12 protein-coding genes are annotated in these 20993 nt (G+C 67.1%); all 12 read right to left on the bottom strand.

Annotation, left to right across the window (positions count from 1 at the left end; genetic code table 11):
- Positions 1 to 691: 691 nt before the first annotated feature.
- The 12 genes from ACFPN1_RS03070 to ACFPN1_RS03015 all read right to left on the bottom strand — a co-directional run bounded on the left by ACFPN1_RS03070 (position 692) and on the right by ACFPN1_RS03015 (position 20988).
- On the bottom strand, positions 692 to 4417 hold the full coding sequence (locus tag ACFPN1_RS03070; protein WP_386752884.1) for a hypothetical protein: 3726 nt from the start codon (positions 4415 to 4417) through the stop codon (positions 692 to 694).
- Positions 4418 to 4827: 410 nt separating this feature from the next.
- Positions 4828 to 5460, bottom strand: a complete 633-nt coding sequence (locus ACFPN1_RS03065; protein ID WP_386752882.1) for an SPOR domain-containing protein — start codon at positions 5458 to 5460, stop codon at positions 4828 to 4830.
- A 627-nt stretch (positions 5461 to 6087) separates the two neighbouring features.
- Entirely contained in the window at positions 6088 to 8049 is a 1962-nt protein-coding gene (locus tag ACFPN1_RS03060) for a DUF3604 domain-containing protein (protein WP_386752880.1), read from the bottom strand.
- A 10-nt stretch (positions 8050 to 8059) separates the two neighbouring features.
- The gene (locus ACFPN1_RS03055; protein WP_386752878.1) at positions 8060 to 9061 is read right to left on the bottom strand and encodes a HupE/UreJ family protein; all 1002 of its coding nucleotides are present in this window, start codon (positions 9059 to 9061) and stop codon (positions 8060 to 8062) included.
- Complete coding sequence (locus ACFPN1_RS03050) at positions 9061 to 9894, bottom strand: peptidyl-prolyl cis-trans isomerase (protein ID WP_386752876.1); 834 nt, start codon at positions 9892 to 9894, stop codon at positions 9061 to 9063. Before ACFPN1_RS03050 ends, ACFPN1_RS03055 begins: the two co-directional genes overlap by 1 nt.
- Positions 9895 to 9908: 14 nt before the next feature.
- Positions 9909 to 11681, bottom strand: coding sequence for an acyl-CoA dehydrogenase C-terminal domain-containing protein (locus ACFPN1_RS03045; RefSeq protein ID WP_386752874.1), 1773 nt, complete (start codon positions 11679 to 11681; stop codon positions 9909 to 9911).
- Between the two features lie 9 nt (positions 11682 to 11690).
- A complete protein-coding gene (locus tag ACFPN1_RS03040; protein ID WP_386752872.1) occupies positions 11691 to 13316 on the bottom strand; it encodes a 3-(methylthio)propionyl-CoA ligase in 1626 nt (541 codons plus the stop codon).
- 7 nt (positions 13317 to 13323) lie between these two features.
- On the bottom strand, positions 13324 to 15804 hold the full coding sequence (locus ACFPN1_RS03035; protein ID WP_386752870.1) for an efflux RND transporter permease subunit: 2481 nt from the start codon (positions 15802 to 15804) through the stop codon (positions 13324 to 13326).
- Entirely contained in the window at positions 15801 to 16892 is a 1092-nt protein-coding gene (locus ACFPN1_RS03030; RefSeq protein WP_386752869.1) for a WD40/YVTN/BNR-like repeat-containing protein, read from the bottom strand. Before ACFPN1_RS03030 ends, ACFPN1_RS03035 begins: the two co-directional genes overlap by 4 nt.
- Entirely contained in the window at positions 16889 to 18256 is a 1368-nt protein-coding gene (locus ACFPN1_RS03025; protein WP_386752867.1) for a DUF1329 domain-containing protein, read from the bottom strand. The genes ACFPN1_RS03030 and ACFPN1_RS03025 overlap by 4 nt, the downstream gene beginning before the upstream one ends.
- 19 nt (positions 18257 to 18275) lie before the next feature.
- The gene (locus tag ACFPN1_RS03020; RefSeq protein WP_386754017.1) at positions 18276 to 20090 is read right to left on the bottom strand and encodes a DUF1302 domain-containing protein; all 1815 of its coding nucleotides are present in this window, start codon (positions 20088 to 20090) and stop codon (positions 18276 to 18278) included.
- A gap of 55 nt (positions 20091 to 20145) precedes the next feature.
- Positions 20146 to 20988 (bottom strand): SDR family NAD(P)-dependent oxidoreductase, encoded by an 843-nt coding sequence (locus ACFPN1_RS03015; RefSeq protein ID WP_386752864.1) that lies wholly within the window; start codon positions 20986 to 20988, stop codon positions 20146 to 20148.
- Positions 20989 to 20993: the final 5 nt, after the last annotated feature.

Below are 20993 nucleotides of genomic sequence, written 5' to 3'. Positions count from 1 at the left end.
TGCGGTGGCCATGCGGGCAATGGGCGTTGACCCGATCCGGAACTCCATGACGTCGGCCACTGTTGCACTCGCGCGGCCGCGATGACTGGCTTGCCAGCCCACCGTCTCTCCGTTCAACAGGCAGATGTTCTGACGCAGGCGGGATGCGGTAAATGCATTGAGCTCAACGAACTGGTTCCCTTCTCGTGACAAAACCACTCCGCCGGAATCAGCCCTGTTAACCCCTGTAAACCACATTTCTATAGGGCGGCCCGAACCACTGGTGCCGGGGATAGCCACTCCTTGGCACGTTGTTGTATGCAGCCCTCCTCGACTCGGATCGGTCGTAGTCCAGCCAGGCACAGCGACGTCAGTAATAAACCGGATACAGTTTGAACTCGGCCCTGATGAAATAACGGGTTGCTCGAAACCGGTATTGATCATCGTGCGCTGCACCTGCGCTGCGACCGGCGCCGCCAGCGTCAGCGACGCCAGTCCGACGACCACCACGCACAGGCCTCGCGCCCACGCCACGGGCCGCGTCAACGCCGCCATGCAACCTTTCGTGGACGCAACCCGCATACGATTCTCCCTGCTCATGTTCCGTTGCACTCACCGCACCTCAGCGTTCGTTCTCGACCGGCGCTTCCACATCGCCGGCCTGCACCCGCACGACACCGGCCATTCGCGCGGCGCCGCTTCCGCTCGCGCGTCAATAGCGGCCCGTGAGATTCAGGAACCAACCGCGCTGCCTGTAATCGAAGTCCGTCAGGTCATCGCTGAAGTCGGTGAAGTTGTAGCCAACGCCAATGCGGAAGTTGCGGCCGATGTCGCGATCCAGTCCGATCAGGAAACCGCGCTTGGTGCCGCCGTCGTCCACTGCGAGCCATCGGTACTCGGCCAGCGCGTGCCATTGCGTGCGCAATTCGTAGCGCGCCTGCAGCGCCGCGAAAGTCGTGGCGGAATCAAACCATTGACCTTCGCCGCGCCCCATCCGCACTTCGCCTTCGCGACGCGCCAGCTTGGCGGCGTATTCCCAATGCTGTCCCGGCTTGAAGACGCCTTCGAACGAAAGCACGTGCGAGCGCTGGTCGACCTGTGCGCCGCCGTCCTGCCCCAGGGTCGCCAGGTCGTACAGGTACGTGTAGCGGCCGAACAGGCCCCAGCGCGTGCTGTCCCACGGCCGGTACGCGAAGCCGAAGTTGCCTTCGATGAACTTCGCCCCTGCCAGCGGATCGAGCCGATCATCGGTCTCCGAGTAGTTCAGGCGCGCTGCGATGCGCCAGCTCTCGTTGATCTTGTGCGTCAGGCGGTTGGTGCTGACCCACTGCTCGCGCTGCTCGGCGCCGGTATCGCGGCGCCATTCCAGCTGGCTGCGCCATTCGGTATCGGGTGAAGTACGGCCGCCGCTGATGCTGGCAGCGCGCCGATCGACGACTCCGGTGGCCGATTCGAGTTCGCCCGAGTTGAGGGTGAAACCAAGGTTCCAGCCCAGCCCCGGATAGAAGTCCATCCCGAAGGTGTGGGCGATGCCGCTCTGCGAGGGCTCCTTGAGGAACTGGCTCTCGTTGTACATCGTCACCTGGTTGGACAGGCGCCAGCGCTGGCCCAGCGTCCAGCCGCCCTGCGGGTCGGGATCGAACAGCGAGCGCTGCGTGCTGTCGGTCGAATACGTGTAGGCGCCGTAGAGCGTGTAGTCGGGACTGAACCAGTATTCGGCGTTGAGTTGCGCCGAATCGCCGCGATCGCCCGTGGTCGCTTCGACGCCCACCGAAGACTGGCTGCCGAACAGGTACTTGCCGCCCACCGTCAGCGCATCGTTGTCGTCGTAGCGGCCGTGATCGTCGTCGAGCGTGACCTGGGCCTGTCCGTACACGTCGAACGACGTGCCGAGGCGCTGCGAGTAGCGGATCGCGCCGAGCGTGCCGGCCGCATCGGCGATGCTGCTGTCTTCCACGCGGCGCACTTCGCCGCTCAATGTGCGCTTCTCGTCGATGTGCCATTCGAGCGTGGCCTGCGCCTGGGTGAGCGCATCGCTGCCGCTCTCGGCGCGGGTGTAGCGTGCGTAGAGGCCGAACTGCGGCGTGAAGCGGCCCAGCACTTCGGCGCCGTATTCGGTGACCGCACGTCCGTGCGAGTAGCGGCTCTGCGAATAGCCCTCGCCGATGTCGCGCCACCAGGCGCCAGCGGACCATTCCTGGTCGGTCCAGCCGATCTCCCGGAAGTTGGCGCGCGCTTCGACCAGCTTGGCCTCGCCTTCGCGCGGCCCCTGCGCGTCCAGGCGCGTGAAGCTGAAGCCGCCGTTGTCCGAGTAGAACACCGGCGAGGTGGATGACTGGGTCTGCACGTACTCGGCCTTGAGGTAGGTGCCCTTCCCCGCCTGCAAGGTCACGTCGCCGCCGAAGATGGAGTAGTCCTCGCCGGCGCGGTTTTCGTCCACATAGGTCACGCCGACGCCGACGTGATCGCCGAACCAGTGCCGGGCCCGGCCGCCGGCCGTGATCTGGTCGCTGTCGAAGTCGGACGGCACCCATTCGTAATCGACCACGAGACGCTGTTCGAGGCCATCCAGCGGGGCGTCGCGGGTGAGCGTCGGGGAGTTGTCGCGGGTGATCTGCGCAAGCGGGCGCGTCAGCAGGATGCGGCCCTGCAGTTCGTCGATCTCGTAATCGGCACCGCGTTGCAGTGGGATGCGCCGCTCGACGCGCCCGGTGGTCGGGTCGCGGACTTCCGCCACCACGACGTCCGAGCCCGGCAGCAGGTCGGTGTGCCGCAGGTAGTAGAGGCTGCCGCCGGTACCGAGGAATTCGACATGGCCCGGCGCCGTCTGCGCTTCGGAGCCGAACAGGCGCAGTTCCTGCTTCGGATCGCCCCAGGGATTCGTGTCGGGCGAGCGCCAGTTCAGCGCCGCGCCGTACAGCGAGCGGACGTACTGCGCGTATTCGGTGCCGGTCAGGCCGGTGGCGTAGTTGCCCCACAGCGCCTGGTTCTTGTCCCAGTCCACGCGCAGGTAGAAGCGCCCCATCGTGTCCACGTCGCGGTACGTCGTGGAGTCGTCGCCGTACACGGGGTAGTACAGGTCGGGATCGAGGCGCCGGAAGACGTCCTGCGGATCGGCCTGGGTGAAATCGTCGAACAGGTGTTCGAGATCGCGCTCGGTCGTGTCCGCCTGCGCGGTCACCAGGTACTTTCCGCGCAGCTTGGCCTTGCCGTAGAACGCCAGCCGGCCGTCGCTGAGGATGTCGTCGCCGTAGCGGCTGTCGTTGGCGAACGCCGCATCCGAGCCGCTGACGCGGTTCCGGGTCAGCGTCACGTCGGCGAGCGCGACCGCGAAGAAATAGCGGCCGGTGACGTCGACTTCCGCTTCGTGGCGTTCTTCTTCCGTGCCCTCGCCGCCTTTGGCGACGATCTCGAACACGTGCCTGCCGACCGGAACGAGGTACTCGGCCGCGAACTTGCGCTCCAGATCGACCGGGTAGTCGTCGCCGTTGATGGTAAGCGACATGCCTTCGGGCACATCCCGTCCCTGGATGCGGATGCGCGAGCCGTAGATGGGGATGTTCTGCAGGCGCAGGCCGTTGCCGGCGAATGCACTGTCGACCAGGCTGCGCTGCAGCGCTTCGTCGACGCTCAGGCGGGCGCCGTCAGGCGTCTTCGTGCGCAGCAGCTGGCCGGTGCGTTCGGCCTCCTGCGGCGTGACCAGCTGCAGTTTACGCGGCTGGGTTTCGTCGTAACGCCCGGCCTTGTCGTAGGCGCGCAGGACATACACGAGCTCGTCGCCGGCCCGCAGCCCGGGCGTCTTGGACAGCACGCCGTCCCACTGCGCACGGGACACCCCGGTCACGGCGACGGGCACGGAGGCCAAGGGTTCAATCAGATCGCCATCGCTGGCGCGATAGAGGCTGATTTCGTAGCGGTCGATGAAGGCCGGATAGTTGCCGCGTACGTAGAAGTCGACGGGTTCGATGACGCGACCGTCTTCGAACGGCACCACGGACGGCGCCGATACGGCCAGTTCGGGCTGGCCGAGCACGGGGTCTTCCGTCGCCCAGATCGCCGCGCCGCACGCGAGCGTCACCGAGAACCTGCCGGTGACCACGGCCTGTCCCGGTTGCTCCATCGCAACGGTGACGCGCCGGTCGGGTTGCAGGGCTTCGGAGGAAGAGTTGGCATTGGTGCCCTGCGTCACGGGCACGTCGTAACTGCGGGTACGCAGCTGGAACAGCAGCCCGTCGCTATCGGAGCAGCCTTGCTGCGTGCAATCGAGCGACGGCGATGCCGCGGCGGCGTTGTTGTCGTCGGCGGCCGCCGCCACGGTCGACATGCCGGCGAGCAGTCCCGCAAGCGCGCAGTCGAGCGCCTTCACCTTCAGCGTGCCGCGTGCAGCGCTGCTGCCGCGCGTCATGCGCGCGTGACGCGGGATTCCAGTCGATTCCATTGCGTGCTCCCCCTGAACTGTGCAGCCCTGCGATCAGGCCGATGGTGCGATCGGCTCGCCTGCTACGAAGATCGAATGCATCCCGCCGGCAAAAGCATCGAATCCGGTGCGCTGGTGTTCGCGCGAAGCGTCGTGGAAGGTGCGGCCTGCCCAAAGGCGGTGCGCCTCCCCGCACGGATGACCAGCGCAAGACCCCACAGTTGTTTCCCCTGCATGCCGGAAGCTCCCCGCATGACAGTCCGGGTTATAGCACCGGAGCGAAAGCTGCACTACGAGGGATACCACCCATGCCATCCGGCCTTGCGCGCCCACCCGTACCGCACGCGCGAATGCACCGGAGCGATTGGATCGGCGTGATACCACGCATGCCATGGCAATACCCGTCCAGGATCGCACCATCCGGTGGTCTTTCATGGCGACACCCCGCCGGTCACCGGGACCGCCGCAATGCCGCCATGCGCCAGCCGCACGCGCCAGGCATGGACCTCCGATGCTTCGCTGAAAGGTCCCAGCCGCACCCGGTACATCGGAAGTCCGCCGACCATCGCCGGCTCCATGTGGCTGCGTGCGCCCAGCAGGGCAATGCGTGCGCGGTGGGCTTCGGCGGCCTGCGTCGTCTGGAAGGCACCCGCCTGCAGGAAGTATCCGTACATCGCGGGCGCGGGTCGGGATGGGACGATCCGTTCGCGGGATTCGACCGATGCGGCGTGCCCATGCGCGGTCGGCAGGGGAAGCACGGGGCGCGTCGCCGTCGCAGCGTGGCGGTCCTTCGCCAGCGATGTACGTGGAATGCTGCGACCGGAGGCATGACCTGTTGCAGCCGCCCGCGACGGCGATTGCGCGGCCACGGGCGGTGCGGCGCCTGCGACCTCGTTGAGGACGGCGGCCGGCCGCGCGTGCATGCGGTGCGCGGCGCCCTCGCTGCGCACCAGATGCGCGAGGCTCTCGTCCGGAATGGCGGTCTCGCCCGGCGACAACGAACGCGGCAAGGGCACGGCCGGCAGGTCCTGCTCAAGCGAGGGCAGAGCAAGAGGGACGGTCACGTAAGCATCGCGGTCCTTTTCGTTGCGGCGCGCCTGCAGGGCAATGACGCAGGCAACGACGACGAGGCATGCAGACCAGCTCCACGCGGCGATCTTGCCACTGTCTGCCTGAGGGGCCGTTCGTTGTGCAACGGGTGCGTGTTCTCGCATCTGCTCTTCCGTTCTGCCAGGGGACTGGGCCGTACGGCGTCGACTGTGCGAGCGGAAGGCGGAAGCTCCGAAGCCTGTCTGCCAGATCCCCCCGAAGTCCTTCCCGGTGGCCCGGGACCGTTTCGGCTGGAACCAGCCTAGGCATCCTTCCCGATGAGGAAAATTGGGAAAAGTCCTAGGCGCCGGCCAAAGGGCACTGCCGCCACCCGTCATGGACGGTGCGCGTGCGCCCGTTCGTGCGAATTGCCGCACGCCAACGGGGCGTGGTGCGCTGCCCTGCTCGCCCGAAATCGCACCCCCGCGAGCACGGGGCGAAGCCAGCCCATCGCGCGGCGACAGCTGCGGCCATTTCGATGCGGGAAACCTTGCATCGATGCCGGCGTCGCGGCCGCTGGCGCCTTCGCTCGCGGCCGTGCCGGATTCATCACGCTGTTGACGAATCGGCCGCACGTTGCGGCATCGATCAGGCCGTAGTCCCTACTGCGCCAGCGTCTGCGGGTAGTACCAGACGGGCGAGGTCCAGGCGCGTTCCTGCACGGTCTGCGAGAAGCCCGCCGGATGCGGCAGTCCGCTCGCCAGAGCATCGCGCTGGCTGTAGCGGCACACGGGATTCTCCAGCACGCGGATGTAGTAGAACGCCGCGCGTGACGGATCGAAGTCCGGATCGGTCCACGTCGTCGCCAGTTCCGCGGCGCCACGATCGGCGCTGATGCTGCAGTCGCGCAGATCCACGCGCGCGCCGTTGTCCGGGCAACGGTGCGTGGCGGCATCCGGTTGCAGGCCATCGGAACAGGCGACGTCGTAGACCTCCTCGAACGTCTCGCCGCCGACCGACCAGCCCTTGACGACCTGCAGCTTCTGCAGCGGCGCCGAATGCGGATCGCGCATGGCGCGGATCAGCAGGCGCGGCGCCTCTCCCGGCGCGGCGGGCGGAAGTTCTCCGCCCATCGGGATGCCTTCCGCATTCGCCTGTTCCAGCCAGTCCGTCGATGCATGCAGGTCGGGCGCGAAGTCGTAGCCCGCGAACATGCGCACGCGGATCCGGCTGCCGCTGGTGCCCCAGGTCTCGCGCCGGTACAGCGCATCCCAGATCGCTTCGCGCGTGTTCTCGGTGGCCCACACGCCAGTGAGGCCGCCCGGGTTCATCTCCGAACCGGTGAAGCCGAGCGTTTTCATCGCCAGCGAACGGTCTAGCCCCAGGCGCGCCTGCGGCGTGTCGTCGTTGGAACCGGCGTGGCCCTTGTAGCGGTCCTCGCTGGTATCGCCCGGCGCGCCGTTGTGGTTGTCCGTGCCGGACACGATGCCCAGCTGGAACGGATTGAAGCCCAGCCGCTCGCGTTCCAGCAGGCCGCGACGCAGGACGCCGCGCACCATGTCGTTGGGACCGACGCAGTGGGTGGCGTGCTGGCCCGTCGCGGGATCGATCGCCTGCTGTTCGGCCGTGCATGCCGGCCACAGGTTCTCGAAGCCGCATTGCTCGTCGTTGTTGCCCACGCCGCGCGCGCATTCCGAGCTGCCCTTGATCTGGAAGATCTCGACCAGCCGCTCGTAGCGTGCACGCAGCGCCAGGGTCTCGCGCGACACGGGCGACGCATCGCTGTTGCGTTCGCCGAACATCAGTCCCCAGGAAAAGTTGGGGTTGTGCGGGATCGACAGCGCGCGGCATTCGTCCTTGCACTGCACGTCGAGCCATCGCATCAGGTCTTCGGCGAAGCCATCGGCAGCGGAGAACACTTCGTCCGGCACCTTGTCGTTCCGGAAGATCACGTTCCGATGCAGCATCCCGCCGTCGACCAGGGTCGGGCTGTACTCGAAGCCGATCAGCGTGGTGAAGCGACCCGGGCGATAGAACTCGTTGGCTGCGCTGCGGATGTCGTTCCAGACCGAACCGGCGGCCTCGATGCACAGGCGGCCGTCTTCGCCGCAGGCACCGACCGGGTAATGGCCGTGCTCGTCGCCGCTCTGCACCAGTGCCTTGAACAGGCGCGGATAGAACAGCAGCAGGCGCAGGCGCATGCCGGCGCAGTCCGCGCTCCAGAACGACTCCCGCCGCTTCTCGGTGCATTGCGCATACAGGCCCAGACCCTCGGCATGGTCGGTGACGGCGGCGAAGTCCAGCGGCTCGACTATACGTTGGCGCAGCCCGTGCGCTGGCAACTCGATCTCCTGTCCCTGCGCGAAGCGGTACGCGGTGCGCGGATCGTTGCTGGTGCCGAACAGATGCGCATCCATCGAGTAGCTGCTGTGCATGTGCAGCTCGCCGAAGTAGGCGTTGCGCAGCGGGTTGGGTGCGGGCCGGTCAGCGGCGGGGACGGGTGCCGGAACGATCGCCCGGGCGGGCACCGGTCGGGCGGCGCGATAGCTGGCGAACAGCGCCAGCGCGGCCAGCGCCAGCAGCAATCCGGCGAGCAACACCAGCCAACGGAGAACCTTCTTCATCTCACTCCCCCTACTGGAATATCGAAATGGCGCGCTGCCACCACCAGCACGCCGCTACCCCGCCGATCGCGTACACCGGCATGGCGGCCAGCCACCGCGGCCACGCGGAACGCAGCCGGCGCAGCAGGGCGATCGCAGCGAGCAGCAAGGCCACGAACAACAACTGTCCTATTTCCACGCCCACGTTGAACATCAGCAGCGCGGCGGGAATGTCGTCCTGCGGCAAACCGATCTGCGCGAGCGCACCCGCGAACCCGAAGCCGTGCAACAGGCCGAAGACAAAGGCCATGCGCCATGCCGGCCCGCTGCGTGCGCCGGCCTGCATGCCGTTCCGCGCCAGCGTCGCCGCGCAATACAGGATGGACAGCGCGATGGAGGCTTCCACCGCGCGCGTGGGCAGTTGCACCACGCCCAGCGTCGAAAGCGCGAGCGTCAGGCTGTGGGCCAGCGTGAAGGCGGTGATCGTCCGCAGCAGTGGCCACCACCCTGGCACCAGCAACACCAGGCAGGCGACGAACAGGAGGTGGTCGACGCCCCCGAGGATGTGCTCGACGCCCAGCCGCGCGTACGCCGGCACGCCCGGCGCCGATTGTGAGGGCGGCGCCGGTGTCACCATCGGCTGCTGCGGATGGGTGATCGCCGTGTAATGCGTGCCGTCCGCATAGGCGATGCGTACGAGCACATCGATCAGCGTGAGCTCCTGCCCTTCGAATGCGATGACCGCGCCGTCGCGCAGCGCCCGATTGCAGGACAGGGTCCATTCCGCGAGCCGCGCTCCCGGCAGGAACTCGATGTGTGGCGCGGCCAGCGCCGTGCAATCGTCGGGAAACCGCGGCTGTATGCGCGGAGCGACGCCCTGCTGCGCGGGAATACGCCACCGGACCGCAAAGGTACCGGTCGTGGTTTCGTTGACCTCGAGCGAGGCCGGCATGACCTCGTGCGCGCGGGCCGCGCCACCGGCGAGACACGCCAGCAGCATCAGCCCCGCCCCGAGCCACGGCCGCAAGTTCATCACGGCGCCACCGGCGGTTGCATGCGCCCGTCCACGCGCACCTGGTATTGCGCGCGCAGTTCGGCGTAGGCGCGATCGCGGGCGGCGTCCATCCGTTCGCGCGATACGTCGTTGCGCAGCCGGTCGCGCAGCTCGTCGAAGTCCGGAACTTTGCGCTGCGTCGCGGTGACGCGCAGCAGATGGAACCCGATGGCCGATTCGACCGGCCCGGTCCACTGCATCTGCTTCGCAGTGCTCACCGCCTCCGCAAATGCATTCCCGTATCGCTGCGCGAGTTGTTCGCCATCCACACCCGGCTGCAGGCGCGGCAGCATCGACGCCGCGCCGGCCACGTCCCGCCCGTCAAGCAGGGCCGGCAGCGCGTTCGCCGCGCGGGCGCGCCCCTGCTCGCCTTCCCCGAAATACACCTGCTCGATGTCATAGGTCGCCGGTTCGCTGTAGCGGTCCCGATGCGCGCGCAGCCACGCGCGCAATTCGTCATCGGTCGGCGCCGCGATGTCCTGCTGCGCCAGGTAGTCCATCTTCTGCGCCAGCCGGCGCCGCACGATCACGTCGTCCTGATCCAGCCCACGTGCCACCGCTTCGCGATAGAGGATTTCCTCGCGCACGCGCGCCTCGATCAGCGCCTGCAGCTGTTGCGCATCGGGTTCGCGCTGCCATTGCTGCAGATAGATCTGCTTCAGCTGCCCGATGTCGCTGCTGCCAAGTACGATGCGCCGCGCCGACGACGCACCCGTGCCGAACGCATGGTCGGCGACGAACAGCAGCGCGCCGATGAGCAGGAACTGGATCAGGGGATCGCGCCAGCCACGCGCGCGTTCGGAGTGGGTCATGGGCGCGATCTCCCTCAGAACCAGGCTTCGTCCACTTTCAGGCTGCCGCTGCCGCTGCGGATCGAGGCGATCAGCGAAGCCGTGCGCGGCAGCAAACGCGCGAAGTAGAACCGTGCGGTGGCCAGCTTGGCGCTGGCGAATTCATCCTGTCCCTGAAGGTCGAGCGCGGTGCGCGCCATGCGCGCCCACATGTACGCATACGCGGTGTAGCCGAAGACATGCAGGTACTCGACCGACGCCGCCCCCAGCGCATCCGGATCGGTCCGTGCCTGCTCCAGCAGCCAGGTGGTGAGTTCTTCCAGTTGCTGCACGGCTTCGATCAGGGGATCGGCGAACTCCGCCAGACCATCGGCATCGGCATCGACGAAGCCGCGGATCTCGGCGGTGAACAACGAGCACAACGCACCCGCACTGCCGCCCACCTTGCGTGCGAGCAGATCGAGCGCCTGGATGCCGTTGGTGCCTTCGTAGATCTGGGTGATGCGGCAGTCGCGGACCAGCTGCTCCTGTCCCCATTCGCGGACGTAGCCGTGTCCGCCGAGCACCTGCTGCCCGTGCACCGTGGTTTCCAGCCCCATGTCGGTCAGGAACGCCTTGACCACCGGTGTCAGCAGCGCGACCAGCGATTCGGCGCGTTCGCGCAGCGCCGCATCGCTGCCGTAACGCGCGATGTCCAGTTGCGTGGCGACATAGGTGGAGAATGCGCGGCCGCCTTCGTTCAGCGCCTTCATCGTGAGCAGCATCCGGCGCACGTCCGGATGCACGAGGATCGGATCGGCGCCCTTCCCCGCCGTCGCGCCGCCCGGGCCCTTGCCCTGCACGCGTTCGCGCGCGTACGCCAGCGCGGTCTGGTAGGAGCGTTCGCCCAGCGCCAGTCCCTGTATGCCGACACCGAGGCGCTCGTAATTCATCATGGTGAACATCGCCGCGAGGCCGCGGTGCGGCTCGCCGACGAGATAGCCGGTCGCGCCGTCGAAGTTCATCACACAGGTGCTGGAGGCCTTGATGCCCATCTTGTGTTCGATGGACCCGCACGACACGGCATTGCGTTCGCCCACGCGTCCGTCCGCGTCGACGAGGAACTTGGGCACGAGGAAAAGCGAGATGCCCTTCGGGCCCGGCGGCGCATCGGGCAGTCGCGCGAGCACCAGATGGACGATGTTCTCGGTGAGGTCGTGCTCGCCGCCGGTGATGAAGATCTTGGTGCCGTATAGCCTGAATGCAGCATCTGCGCCGGGTTCGGCGCGGGTCTTGATGAGACCCAGCTCGGTGCCTGCCTGTGGCTCGGTCAGGCACATCGAACCGCTCCAGCGCCCTTCGTGCATCGGCGGCAGGTAGGCCTGTTTCAGTGCTTCGCTGCCGTGCATGTGGATCGCCAGGCAGGCGCCAGCGGTCAACATCGGGTACAGGCCGAACGACAGGTTGGCGGCGTTGACCATCTCCTCGATCTGCGCGGCGATGACCTTGGGCATGCCCATGCCGCCGAATGCCGGATCGCCGCCGACGCCTGGCCATCCCCCCTGCGCATAGGCGCGATATGCCTCTGGAAAGCCGGCGGGAGTGGTGACCTTGCCGTCCTGCCAACTGCAACCCTCTTCGTCGCCGCTACGGTTCAACGGCGCTACGACGGCAGCCGTGATCCGGCCGGCTTCTTCCAGGATGGCATCAGCTATGCCGTCATCCAGGATTCCCGCGAGTTTGGGAAGCTCCGCGTAACGGGACGGAATCCGGAAAACGTCGTTGAGCAGGAAGCGCATGTCGCACAACGGCGCGCAATAATCCGCCACGGGAATACCTCAGGCAGTGGGAATCAGGTGTTTGCGGAACTGCTCGCGGAGACGGTTCTTCTGCATCTTTCCAGTCGCGCCCAGCGGGATCGCGTCGACGAACACCACGTCGTCGGGTATCCACCAGCGAGCGACCTTGCCGTCGAAGTGGCGCAGCAGTTCCTCGCGCCCGAGCGTCTCACCCGGGCGCGGCACGACCACCAGCAGCGGCCGCTCGTCCCATTTCGGATGGGGAACGCCGATGCACGCGGCCATCGCCACCTTCGGATGCGCCATGGCAATGTTCTCCAGGTCGATCGACCCGATCCACTCGCCACCAGACTTGATCACGTCCTTCGCGCGGTCGGTGATCTGCATGTACCCGTGCGCGTCGATCGTGCTCACGTCGCCGGTGGGGAACCAGCCATCCACGCAGGGATCGGCGCCGCTCTGGTACTGCGCCACTACCCAGTGCCCGCGCACCATCAACTCGCCGGCCGCCTTGCCGTCCCACGCGAGCTCGTCGCCGTCGGCATCGACGATCTTCATGTCCACGCCGAACAGCGCGCGCCCCTGTTTGGCCTGCACGGCGAGGCGCTGCTCACTGCCGAGCGCCGCCAGTTCCGGCTTGAGCGAACAAGCGGTGCCGATCGGGCTGAGCTCGGTCATGCCCCAGGCGTGCAGCACTTCCACGCCATGGCGACTCTGGAACGCATCGATCATCGAAGGCGGGCACGCTGCCCCGCCGATGATGGTGCGACACAAAGTCGAGAAGCGCAGGCCATTGCTTTCGACATGCGCCAGCAGCGCCTGCCAGACAGTCGGCACGCCGGCCGCCAGCGTCACCGCTTCGGCCTCGAAGAGGTCATACAGAGACTTTCCGTCCAGCGCCGGGCCGGGGAACACCAGCTTCGCCCCGACCATGCATGCCATGTACGGGATGCCCCACGCGTTGACGTGGAACATCGGTACTACCGGCAGCACCGCCTCCCGCGCGGACATGCACAGGACATCCGGTAGCGCGCCCGCCATGGTGTGCAGGACGGTCGAGCGGTGGCTGTAAAGCACGCCCTTGGGATTGCCCGTCGTGCCGGAGGTGTAGCAAAGCGATGACGCGCGGTTCTCGTCGAACTCGGGCCACTCGTAGCCATCGTCCTGGGCGATGCACAGGTCTTCATAGCAAAGCAGTCCGGGGATGCGCGTTTCATCGGGCATGTGCGCGCGATCGCTCATCAGCACGAAATGGCGGACGCTGCCGAGCCGCCCGGCCACCGCTTCGACCAGCGGCAGGAAGGTGAGATCGAAACACAGCACCTGGTCCTGCGCGTTGTCCACGATCCAGGCCAGCTGGTCGGGATGGAGCCGCGGGTTGAGTGTGTGCAGGACCGCGCCCATGCCGGACACGGCGTAGTACAGCTCCATGTGGCGGTAGCCGTTCCACGCCAGAGTGCCGACGCGGTCGCCGTCGCCGATCCCGAGCGCGGCCATTGCCTTGGCCATGCGTCGCGCGCGTGCGGCAAGATCACGGTAGGTGTACCGGTGGATGTCGCCTTCGACGCGACGCGAGACGATCTCGCCTTCGCCGTGGTGACGTTCAGCATGGCGCAGCAGAGACGAGATCAGCAGGGGCTGCTGCATCATCAGGCCATGGATCATTGGCACCTCATGTCGCTTCGGGGAAGGCTGCCGCGAGACCGCCCGGCGGGCGTTCGGCTTCGGACGCCGACCGGAACCGTTCGTCGAGCAGAAAATGGGACAGCGCCGGGATGAGCACCAGCGCACCGACCATGTTGAGCAGGAACATGAAGGTGAGTAGCACGCCCATGTCCGCCTGGAACTTGATCGGCGAGAAGGCCCAGGTCACCACGCCAGCGGCCAGCGTCACGCCGACCAGCGCGACCACGCGGCCGGTGAAGCGCAGCGCTTCGCGACAGGCCTGCGCCAGGTCGAGGCCGCGACGCTGCCCCGCGAGCTGCACCGACAGCAGATAGAGCGCGTAATCGACCCCGATGCCTACACCCGTCGCGATCACCGGCAGCGTCGCCACCTTGACGCCGATGCCAAGCCACACCATCAGCGCTTCGCACAGGATCGAGGTCAGCGCGAGCGGCACGACGGCGACAATCACCGCACGCCACGAGCGGAACGTCACCAGGCACAGGACGATCACCGTGGCGTACACGTAGAACAGGATGCTGCGGTTGGCCTTGTGCACGACGATGTTCGTGATCGCTTCGATGCCCGCCGATCCCGCGACCGGCAGCACCTGCAGTTTCGCCGCGTCCGTCGGATTCTCCTTGATGAAGCGCTCGACGGTGCCCAGCGTGTCCTGCAGCGTCGTGGCCTTGTGGTCCGACAGGAAGGCGATCAGCGGCATTACCGAGCAATCGGTGTTGAACAGCTCGGGGTTGTTCACCGAGGCCTGTTGCGCGCCGTAATTGAGGATGTCCTGGTTGCGGCTGATGGTCAGCCACTTCGGATTGCCTTCGAACGAACCCGCGGTGATTTGCCGAACGACGTCGGTCAGCCCTAGCGTGGCCTGCACCTGCGGCACCTGCTTCAGTTCCCACGCGAGGCGATCGACGTGGACGAGCGTGTCGTACCTGAGGCAGCCTTCCGGCGGCGTCTTCACGATTACCGCGAACACGTCGCTGGTCAGCCCGTAGTGGCGTGTGATGTAGTCGTTGTCGCGGTTGTAGCGCGAATCGGCGCGCAGTTCCGGAGCGCCCGGATCGAGATCGCCCGTCTGCAGCCGCAGGCTCACCAGGTAGCCGCCCGCGCCCAGCACGGCCGCCACGGCGAGTGCCGCAGCCGCCCAGCGCCGGCGTTCGGCGAAATAGCCCAGCCAGCGCCAGATGCGGCCCGTTTCGCCGAGCGCGTCGCGCCCTTCCACTTCCAGGCTGCGTTGCGCGGCCTTGGCGCCGACGCCGACATGGCTGAGCAGCACCGGCAGCAGCAACAGGTTGGTGAACACCAGCGCCGCGAAGCCCAGGCTGGCGGTCAACGCGAGTTCGCGGATGACCGGGATCGGGATCAGTACCAGCAGCGCGAAACCCGCCGCGTCGCTGAGCAGCGCGGTCACGCCGGGCAGGAACAGGCGCCGGAACGTGTAGCGTGCGGCCACCAGGCGATGGGTGCCGCGACCGATGTCCTGCATGATGCCGTTCATCTTCTGCGCGCCATGGCTCACGCCGATGGCGAAGATCAGGAACGGCACCAGCATCGAGTACGGATCGATTTCCAGACCGGCCAGCGCGACCAGCCCGCACTGCCACAGCACCGCGAGCAGCGAGCACGCCAGCACCAGCACCGTGCTGCGCACGCAACGCGTGTACCAGTACAGCAGCGTCGCCGCGATCAGGATCGCCGCGAGGAAGTACGCCATCACGTTGAGCAGGCCGGCGATCAGGTCGCCGACGATCTTGGCGAAGCCGACGATGTGGATGCGGACCGCACGCGACTTGCCGTCCTGCGCGCCGCCCTCGTAGCGGCTGCGGATCTTCTCGACCGCCGTCGACAGCGCGCGATAGTCCAGCCGGCGCCCTTCCGCATCCTGCTCCAGCAGCGGCAGCACGATGGCACTGGACTTAAGGTCGCCCGCGACCAGGTTGCCCACCAGCCCCCCGCGGGTGATGTTCAGGCGCAGCTGCTCGATGCTTTCCGACGAACCGTCGTAGGTGTCGGGCATCACCGGGCCGCCCTGGAATCCTTCCTCGGTGACCTCGGTCCAGCGCACCGCGGGCGACCACAGCGACTTCACCCACGCGCGGTCGACGCCCTGGGTCAGAAACAGCTCCTCGTTGATCTGCCGCAGCGTCTCGAGGTAGCGCGCATCGAAGATGTCGCCATCCGGGTTCTCCACCACGATGCGCAGCGTGTTGCCCATGCCGCGCAGTTCGTCGCGGTTGGAGAGGAAGTTCTGGATGTACGGATGATCGACGGGGATCATCTTCACAAAACTGGCGTTGAGCTTGACTCCTGTCGCCATGAAGCCGAGTGCGATCGTCAGCAGCGCGGTGAACACCAGCAACGCGAGGCGATGGTTGAACACCAGCCGTTCGAGCAGGTTGCCGGAGTTGCGCGGGAAGTCTTCCAGCGAGCGCACCACGGGCATGGTGTCGTGTTCGTTTGGCTTGATGCTCATCGGGCCCCTTCGCTGTCGAAACGCTGCAGGCCGCGCGGGCCGCCCAGCACGATTGCCGGGCCTTGCAGCGCCAGCGCTGCGGCCGGCAGCGCCGCTGCCAGCGGCTGCGCGTGGAGGCTGTATCCGCCATCCGTGCTGGAGGCGACCGCTCCGCTCTGGTCGGCAAGCCAGATCTGGCCGTCACCGGTGCGCACGCCGGCCGTGATGCTGGCGCGCAGGCCGGAATCGACCTGCTGCCACGTGTCGCCGCGATCGGCGCTCAGCCAGACGTTGCCGCGCATGCCGAATGCGAGCAGGTTGTCCTGCGTGGCGACGAGGCCGAACCAGCTGCCCTCGTACGGCGATGGCAGCGCGATGAAACGTTGCTGTTCCGCATCGAGTCGCAGCAGCAGGCCGCCCTCGCCCGCGATGACCAGCGTGCCGCCGACCGGCCGGATCGCATACAGGTTGAACAGGCGCGGGTTGTCGGTGCGATCGAACCACGGCTGCCAGCTGCGCCCGCCGTCGGCCGTGTGGAAGATCAGGTTGTAGGCGCCGACGACGAAGCCTTCGTCGGCGCTGTCGAACCACACATCGAGAAAGGGTTTGTCCGGGCCGAGCCCGGCATTGCGCCTGGCTTCGTCCAGCAGCGCCTGGTTGGCGTCGGACGGATCGGCCGCAACTCGCTGCTGCATGTGGTCCACCAGCAGGCGGTTCGCCTGCCGGCCGTCGAGCACTCGCTTCCAGGAGCGTCCGCCGTCCTCGCTGCGCAACACCACGCCGTCGTGTCCGACGGCGTGGCCGACTCGCGCGTCGACGAACTGCACGGCGGTGAGGTCGGACGAGACCGGCACCTTCGATTGCACCCATGTTGTGCCGGCATCTTCGGACACCAGGACGTGGCCACGCTGGCCCACGGCCACCAGCCGGTCGCCCGCCGACGCCAGACCGGTCACCAGCGCTCGGGGGGCGAGCGGACTGATGCGGGCCGGGCGGTCGAGCGGATCCGATCCGGTGGTGGTCGCGGGCGACGCGGCAAACAGCAACCCGGCGGCCGCCACGGCCGCAACGGCCGCAACGGCAATCTGAAGGCGCGGAATCGGGATCACCGGATGCCTGCTCCCGCCAGGCCGTCCGGCGTCCAGGCCGAATTCGACAGCGGCTTGATGAACTTCAGGCCGACGTCGTAGGCGCCCAGCAGGCCGGTGATGTTGTAGCCGCCGCCGACGAAGTCGTGGAACGACTGCGCCGAAGCCGACGGTGCCGGCAGGTCATACGATGGATTGGTGTAGACGAAGCCGGAGCGGAACAGCTGCCCGCGCGCGTCGTACTGGTCGGAAGCCACGGCGATCCACGAATCCTCGTCGATGTAGAACACGCGCTTGGCGTAGATGTGGCGCTTGCCCGGCTTCAGCGTGGCTTCCACCACCCACACGCGATGCAGTTCCCAGCGCACGTTGTCGGGATTGACGTGACCCGGCGTGGTCGCCGCGTACGGATCCTTGGCGTAGACCAGCCTGAAGCTGTTGTACGGGATCAGCATTTCGCGCTTGCCCAGCAGCTTCCAGTCGTAGCGGTCCATGGCGCCGTTGAACACCCACGCCTCGTCGTAGGTCGAGCGGCCCATCGCGCCCGGATTGGGCGTGTCGTAGGCGATTTCCGGCGCGAGCTTGACCCGGCGCTGGCCCGGCAGGTACTGCCACGCCTTGCGACCGAACTTCGTCGGGTTGATGTAGTCCTGCGCCAGCAGCGCTTCGCCCGCGCGACGTGCCGGCGCCGTGTAGGCGATCTTGGTACGGAAGTAGATGTCGTTCGGCGCGGACTGCCCCTTCCGTTCCGGTGCGTAGTACGGATAGTCGACGTAGATCTCGCCGGTCGTCGCCAGTACCGCCTTGCCCGCCGCATTCACGTTGATCGAGTCGTACTTGGTGAAGTACGTCGATCCGTTGAAGCGCAGCAGATGGTTCCACATCACTTCCTGGCCGGTTTTGGGAATGGGGAACGGGAAGCCGGCGTACGTGCCCTGCAGGCCCATGCCGCCGTCGGTGGTACTTACCGATTCGGCATTCCTGCGGGTGTTGGCCAGCACGAAGTCCGGGAACGCCATCGAGCGATGCGTCGGATAGACATCCACGCGCATGGTCTTGGGATAGCGACGCAGCATTTCCTGCGCGCCGGCGGTCAGGAATTTCGCGGACTTGGCCATGTCGACCGCGCGGATCGAATACAGCGGCTTCTCGCCGGCCCAGGGATCGGGGCGCACGCCGGAGCCGGCCTTGTAACCCGCCGGTGGGCGCGTGAGTCCGCCCGTGTAGGCGGGAATGCTGCCATCGGCGTTGCCCGCCTTCTCCGCGCCAACGGCGGTCAGCGTGGTGCCCAGCTGCTGGGCTTCGCTGGCGTTCACGCCGGCCAGGGCACTGCCGGAGGCCAGCGCCGCAACGAGGCCGGCGCACAGATATCGGAATTGGGTCATTTCGTGTCTCCGGGTTCGATCAGAACGTGGTCTTGTAGGTCAGCAGCACGTGGTCGCGATCCGACAGCACCGCGTTGGTGCCGTTGGGCACGTTCATCGCGCCGGACGCCGTATGGGTGTAGTCGCCGTAGAAGCCGACATAGCGCAGCGCCACGTTGTGGCGGGCCTGGATGTCGGCGGCGATGCCGACCGAGAAGGAACCCGCCTGCTCGTTGCCGCCCGACAGCACGGCCGAATTGCCCGACAGACCCGCCGACCACGCGATCGGCATGGACAGGTCCACGCCCGACATCGCCTGGTACCAGGTGGGCGTAAACGTCAGGTTGATGCCGAAGTAGTCCTTGCTGACCGCATCGATGTTCGCCGGATTGCTGCGATACGCATCCGAACCCTTGAAGGCGCCCGGGTTGTGCGTGACTTTTTCCCAGCGGTTCCACACCAGTTCGGCGCCCCACGACGCGGAGTCGAACAGCGCTGTTTCGGACACGAGGCCGAGCAGGTTCACCACGCCGTGCAGCGTGTTGCCGCGCGCCCCGGGCGCGTTGCCGTCGAGGTCGTCGATGGCGATCTGGCCGGCGGCGCGATTGACCAGCGGCGCGGGAAGCACGGTCACCGGCACGCTCTGCAGCGGCATGTTGCGGCGATAGCTCAACTCGGCGCCCAGGCTCAGCGAACCGACCTGCTTGCTCAGGCTCCAGCCGTAGATGTCGATGTCCTGGCCGAAGTGGACGTCGTAGCGGCCGAGCTGCCCGGCGAGGATCTGCGGCACGCTGGCCGCGCCGGGATTGATGTAGCAGGTATTGGCTGCCAGCGGCGTCAGGCCGACCGCGCTGCACACTGCGGCGGGCACGGTCGCCACGGCCGGCGTCACCGTCAGCTGTGGCTGGATGTCCGCGGTGCGACGCACGTACAGGCCGGTGGTGCCGCCCCCCAGCCAGTCCGGACTCCAGCGCGCCATCAGGCCCCAGTCGCCGTGCTTTTCCGGCTCGTGCACTTCACCCGCCAGCAGGCGCTGGCCGGGGCCGGTGATCAGTGAGTCGCCGCCGCGCAGCAGCGCGTCATTGACCGTCAGGTAGCTGCCCGATTCCGGATAGCGCGCCTCCTCCCAGTCGAAGAATGCCTGCATGCCGATGGTGAGCTGCTGCGTCGGCTGCACCTGCAGCGTCAGCGACGTGCGCGGGCGGAACAGCTCCTTCGCCTCGATGCCAGGCGTGGCGAGTGCCTTCCACAGGTCGAGCGAATACTGGCCATAGGAAATGCCATGGATCGCGCCGCCGCCGAACAGGCTCTCGCCCCAGTACGCGGTGTGGCGACCGGCGCGCACGCTAACCGGCACGCCGCCGATATCGCCATGCGCGAACACGAACGCATCCAGCAGCTCGCCCGAGGCGCCGCGCGCATAGCGGTCGGCATAGGACGACAGCTTGCCGGCGACCGGAGTGCCGTTCGCGTCCAGCGTGTTGGCGGTGGCGGCATTGCGGTTGTCCAGAGAGTGGTAGGCGTGGTCGTACCAGGCGGTGCCACTGACGCGGAAGCCGAAGCTGTCGCGGACTGTCACATCGAATTCGCTGAGCAGGTCCAGGCGATTGGCGACCAGGCTGTTGCGATCGAAATTGCGGTCGCCGTCGTCGTAGTTCGGATTGGCCAGGATCGCGTCGTCCTGCCCTTCGGTACGCACGCCGAGGTTGTAGCGGATGGTGTTGTCCCAGCGCACCACGACATCCGGGTTGCCGGTGTCGATCTGTGCTGCATGCGCGCCCGATACGGCGGCCAGCGCGAGCGCCGCTCCAAGCGACAGGCGATGGATTCTTGGAAGACGCGGCAGACCTTGCATGTGGATCACGGAAACTCCTGTGGTTTGTGTTAGCGGAGCCTTGCGTGGGGAGAGATCAGACGTAGCCGGCGCTTCGCGCGTCCTGCAGCACCAGCCGCTGCGCCAGCCTCCGGGAGAAGCAGCGCAGGTAATAAAGGGGTTTGGCGAACGGACCGACCAGCACCAGTTCGCGTCCGCTGCGCACGGCGCGCACGATGGCGTCGGCGACCACTTCGGGATTGGCTCCCTGGCGGGTGTAGTACTCGGTCAGGCGTTCGTACTGCGCGTCGTCGATGGTCGTCGCGACATTCGCGCGCACCTTCGCGATCTGCGTGTTGATGATGCCGGGGCAGACCGTAGTGATACCCACCTGCGCGCCCTTCAGCCGGAGTTCGAGACTGAGGCTTTCGCTCAGGCCGACGACGGCGTGCTTGGTCGCTGCATAAGCGCTGATGTTGGGCGCGGCAACCAGACCCGCCAGCGATGCGACATTGACGATGCGCCGCTTCCCGCCTGCGCGGATCATGTCCGGCAGGAAGGCGCGGCAACCGTTCACCACGCCCAGCAGGTTGACCTGCAACACCCGCTGCCAGGCTTCCGGCGGCGTATCCAGGAAAGAGCCGAGGTAGCCGATGCCCGCATTGTTGACGAGCACGTCCAGTGCCGGAGCCGAAATCTCGGCACGCACCCAGGCGGCGAGCTCGCGCATCTCCCTGTCACTGGAAACATCTGCGGGGCGCGCAACGCAGTCGCTCCCGCGCCCCTGCACTTCCGCGAACACTTCCTGCAGTGCCGCGGCATTGATGTCCGTCAGCACCAGGTTGGCGCCCGCATCCGCGAACGCCAGCGCGGTGGCGCGGCCGATGCCCGAGGCTGCGCCTGTTACCAGAACCCACCCCGGACGTACGCTGGAGAACATGCCCG

This window comes from Lysobacter yangpyeongensis, from assembly GCF_042655745.1.
Lineage (GTDB): Bacteria > Pseudomonadota > Gammaproteobacteria > Xanthomonadales > Xanthomonadaceae > Agrilutibacter > Agrilutibacter yangpyeongensis.
The sequence above is the reverse complement of the archived record's forward strand: the minus strand, read 5'-3'. Positions and strand labels throughout refer to the sequence as shown.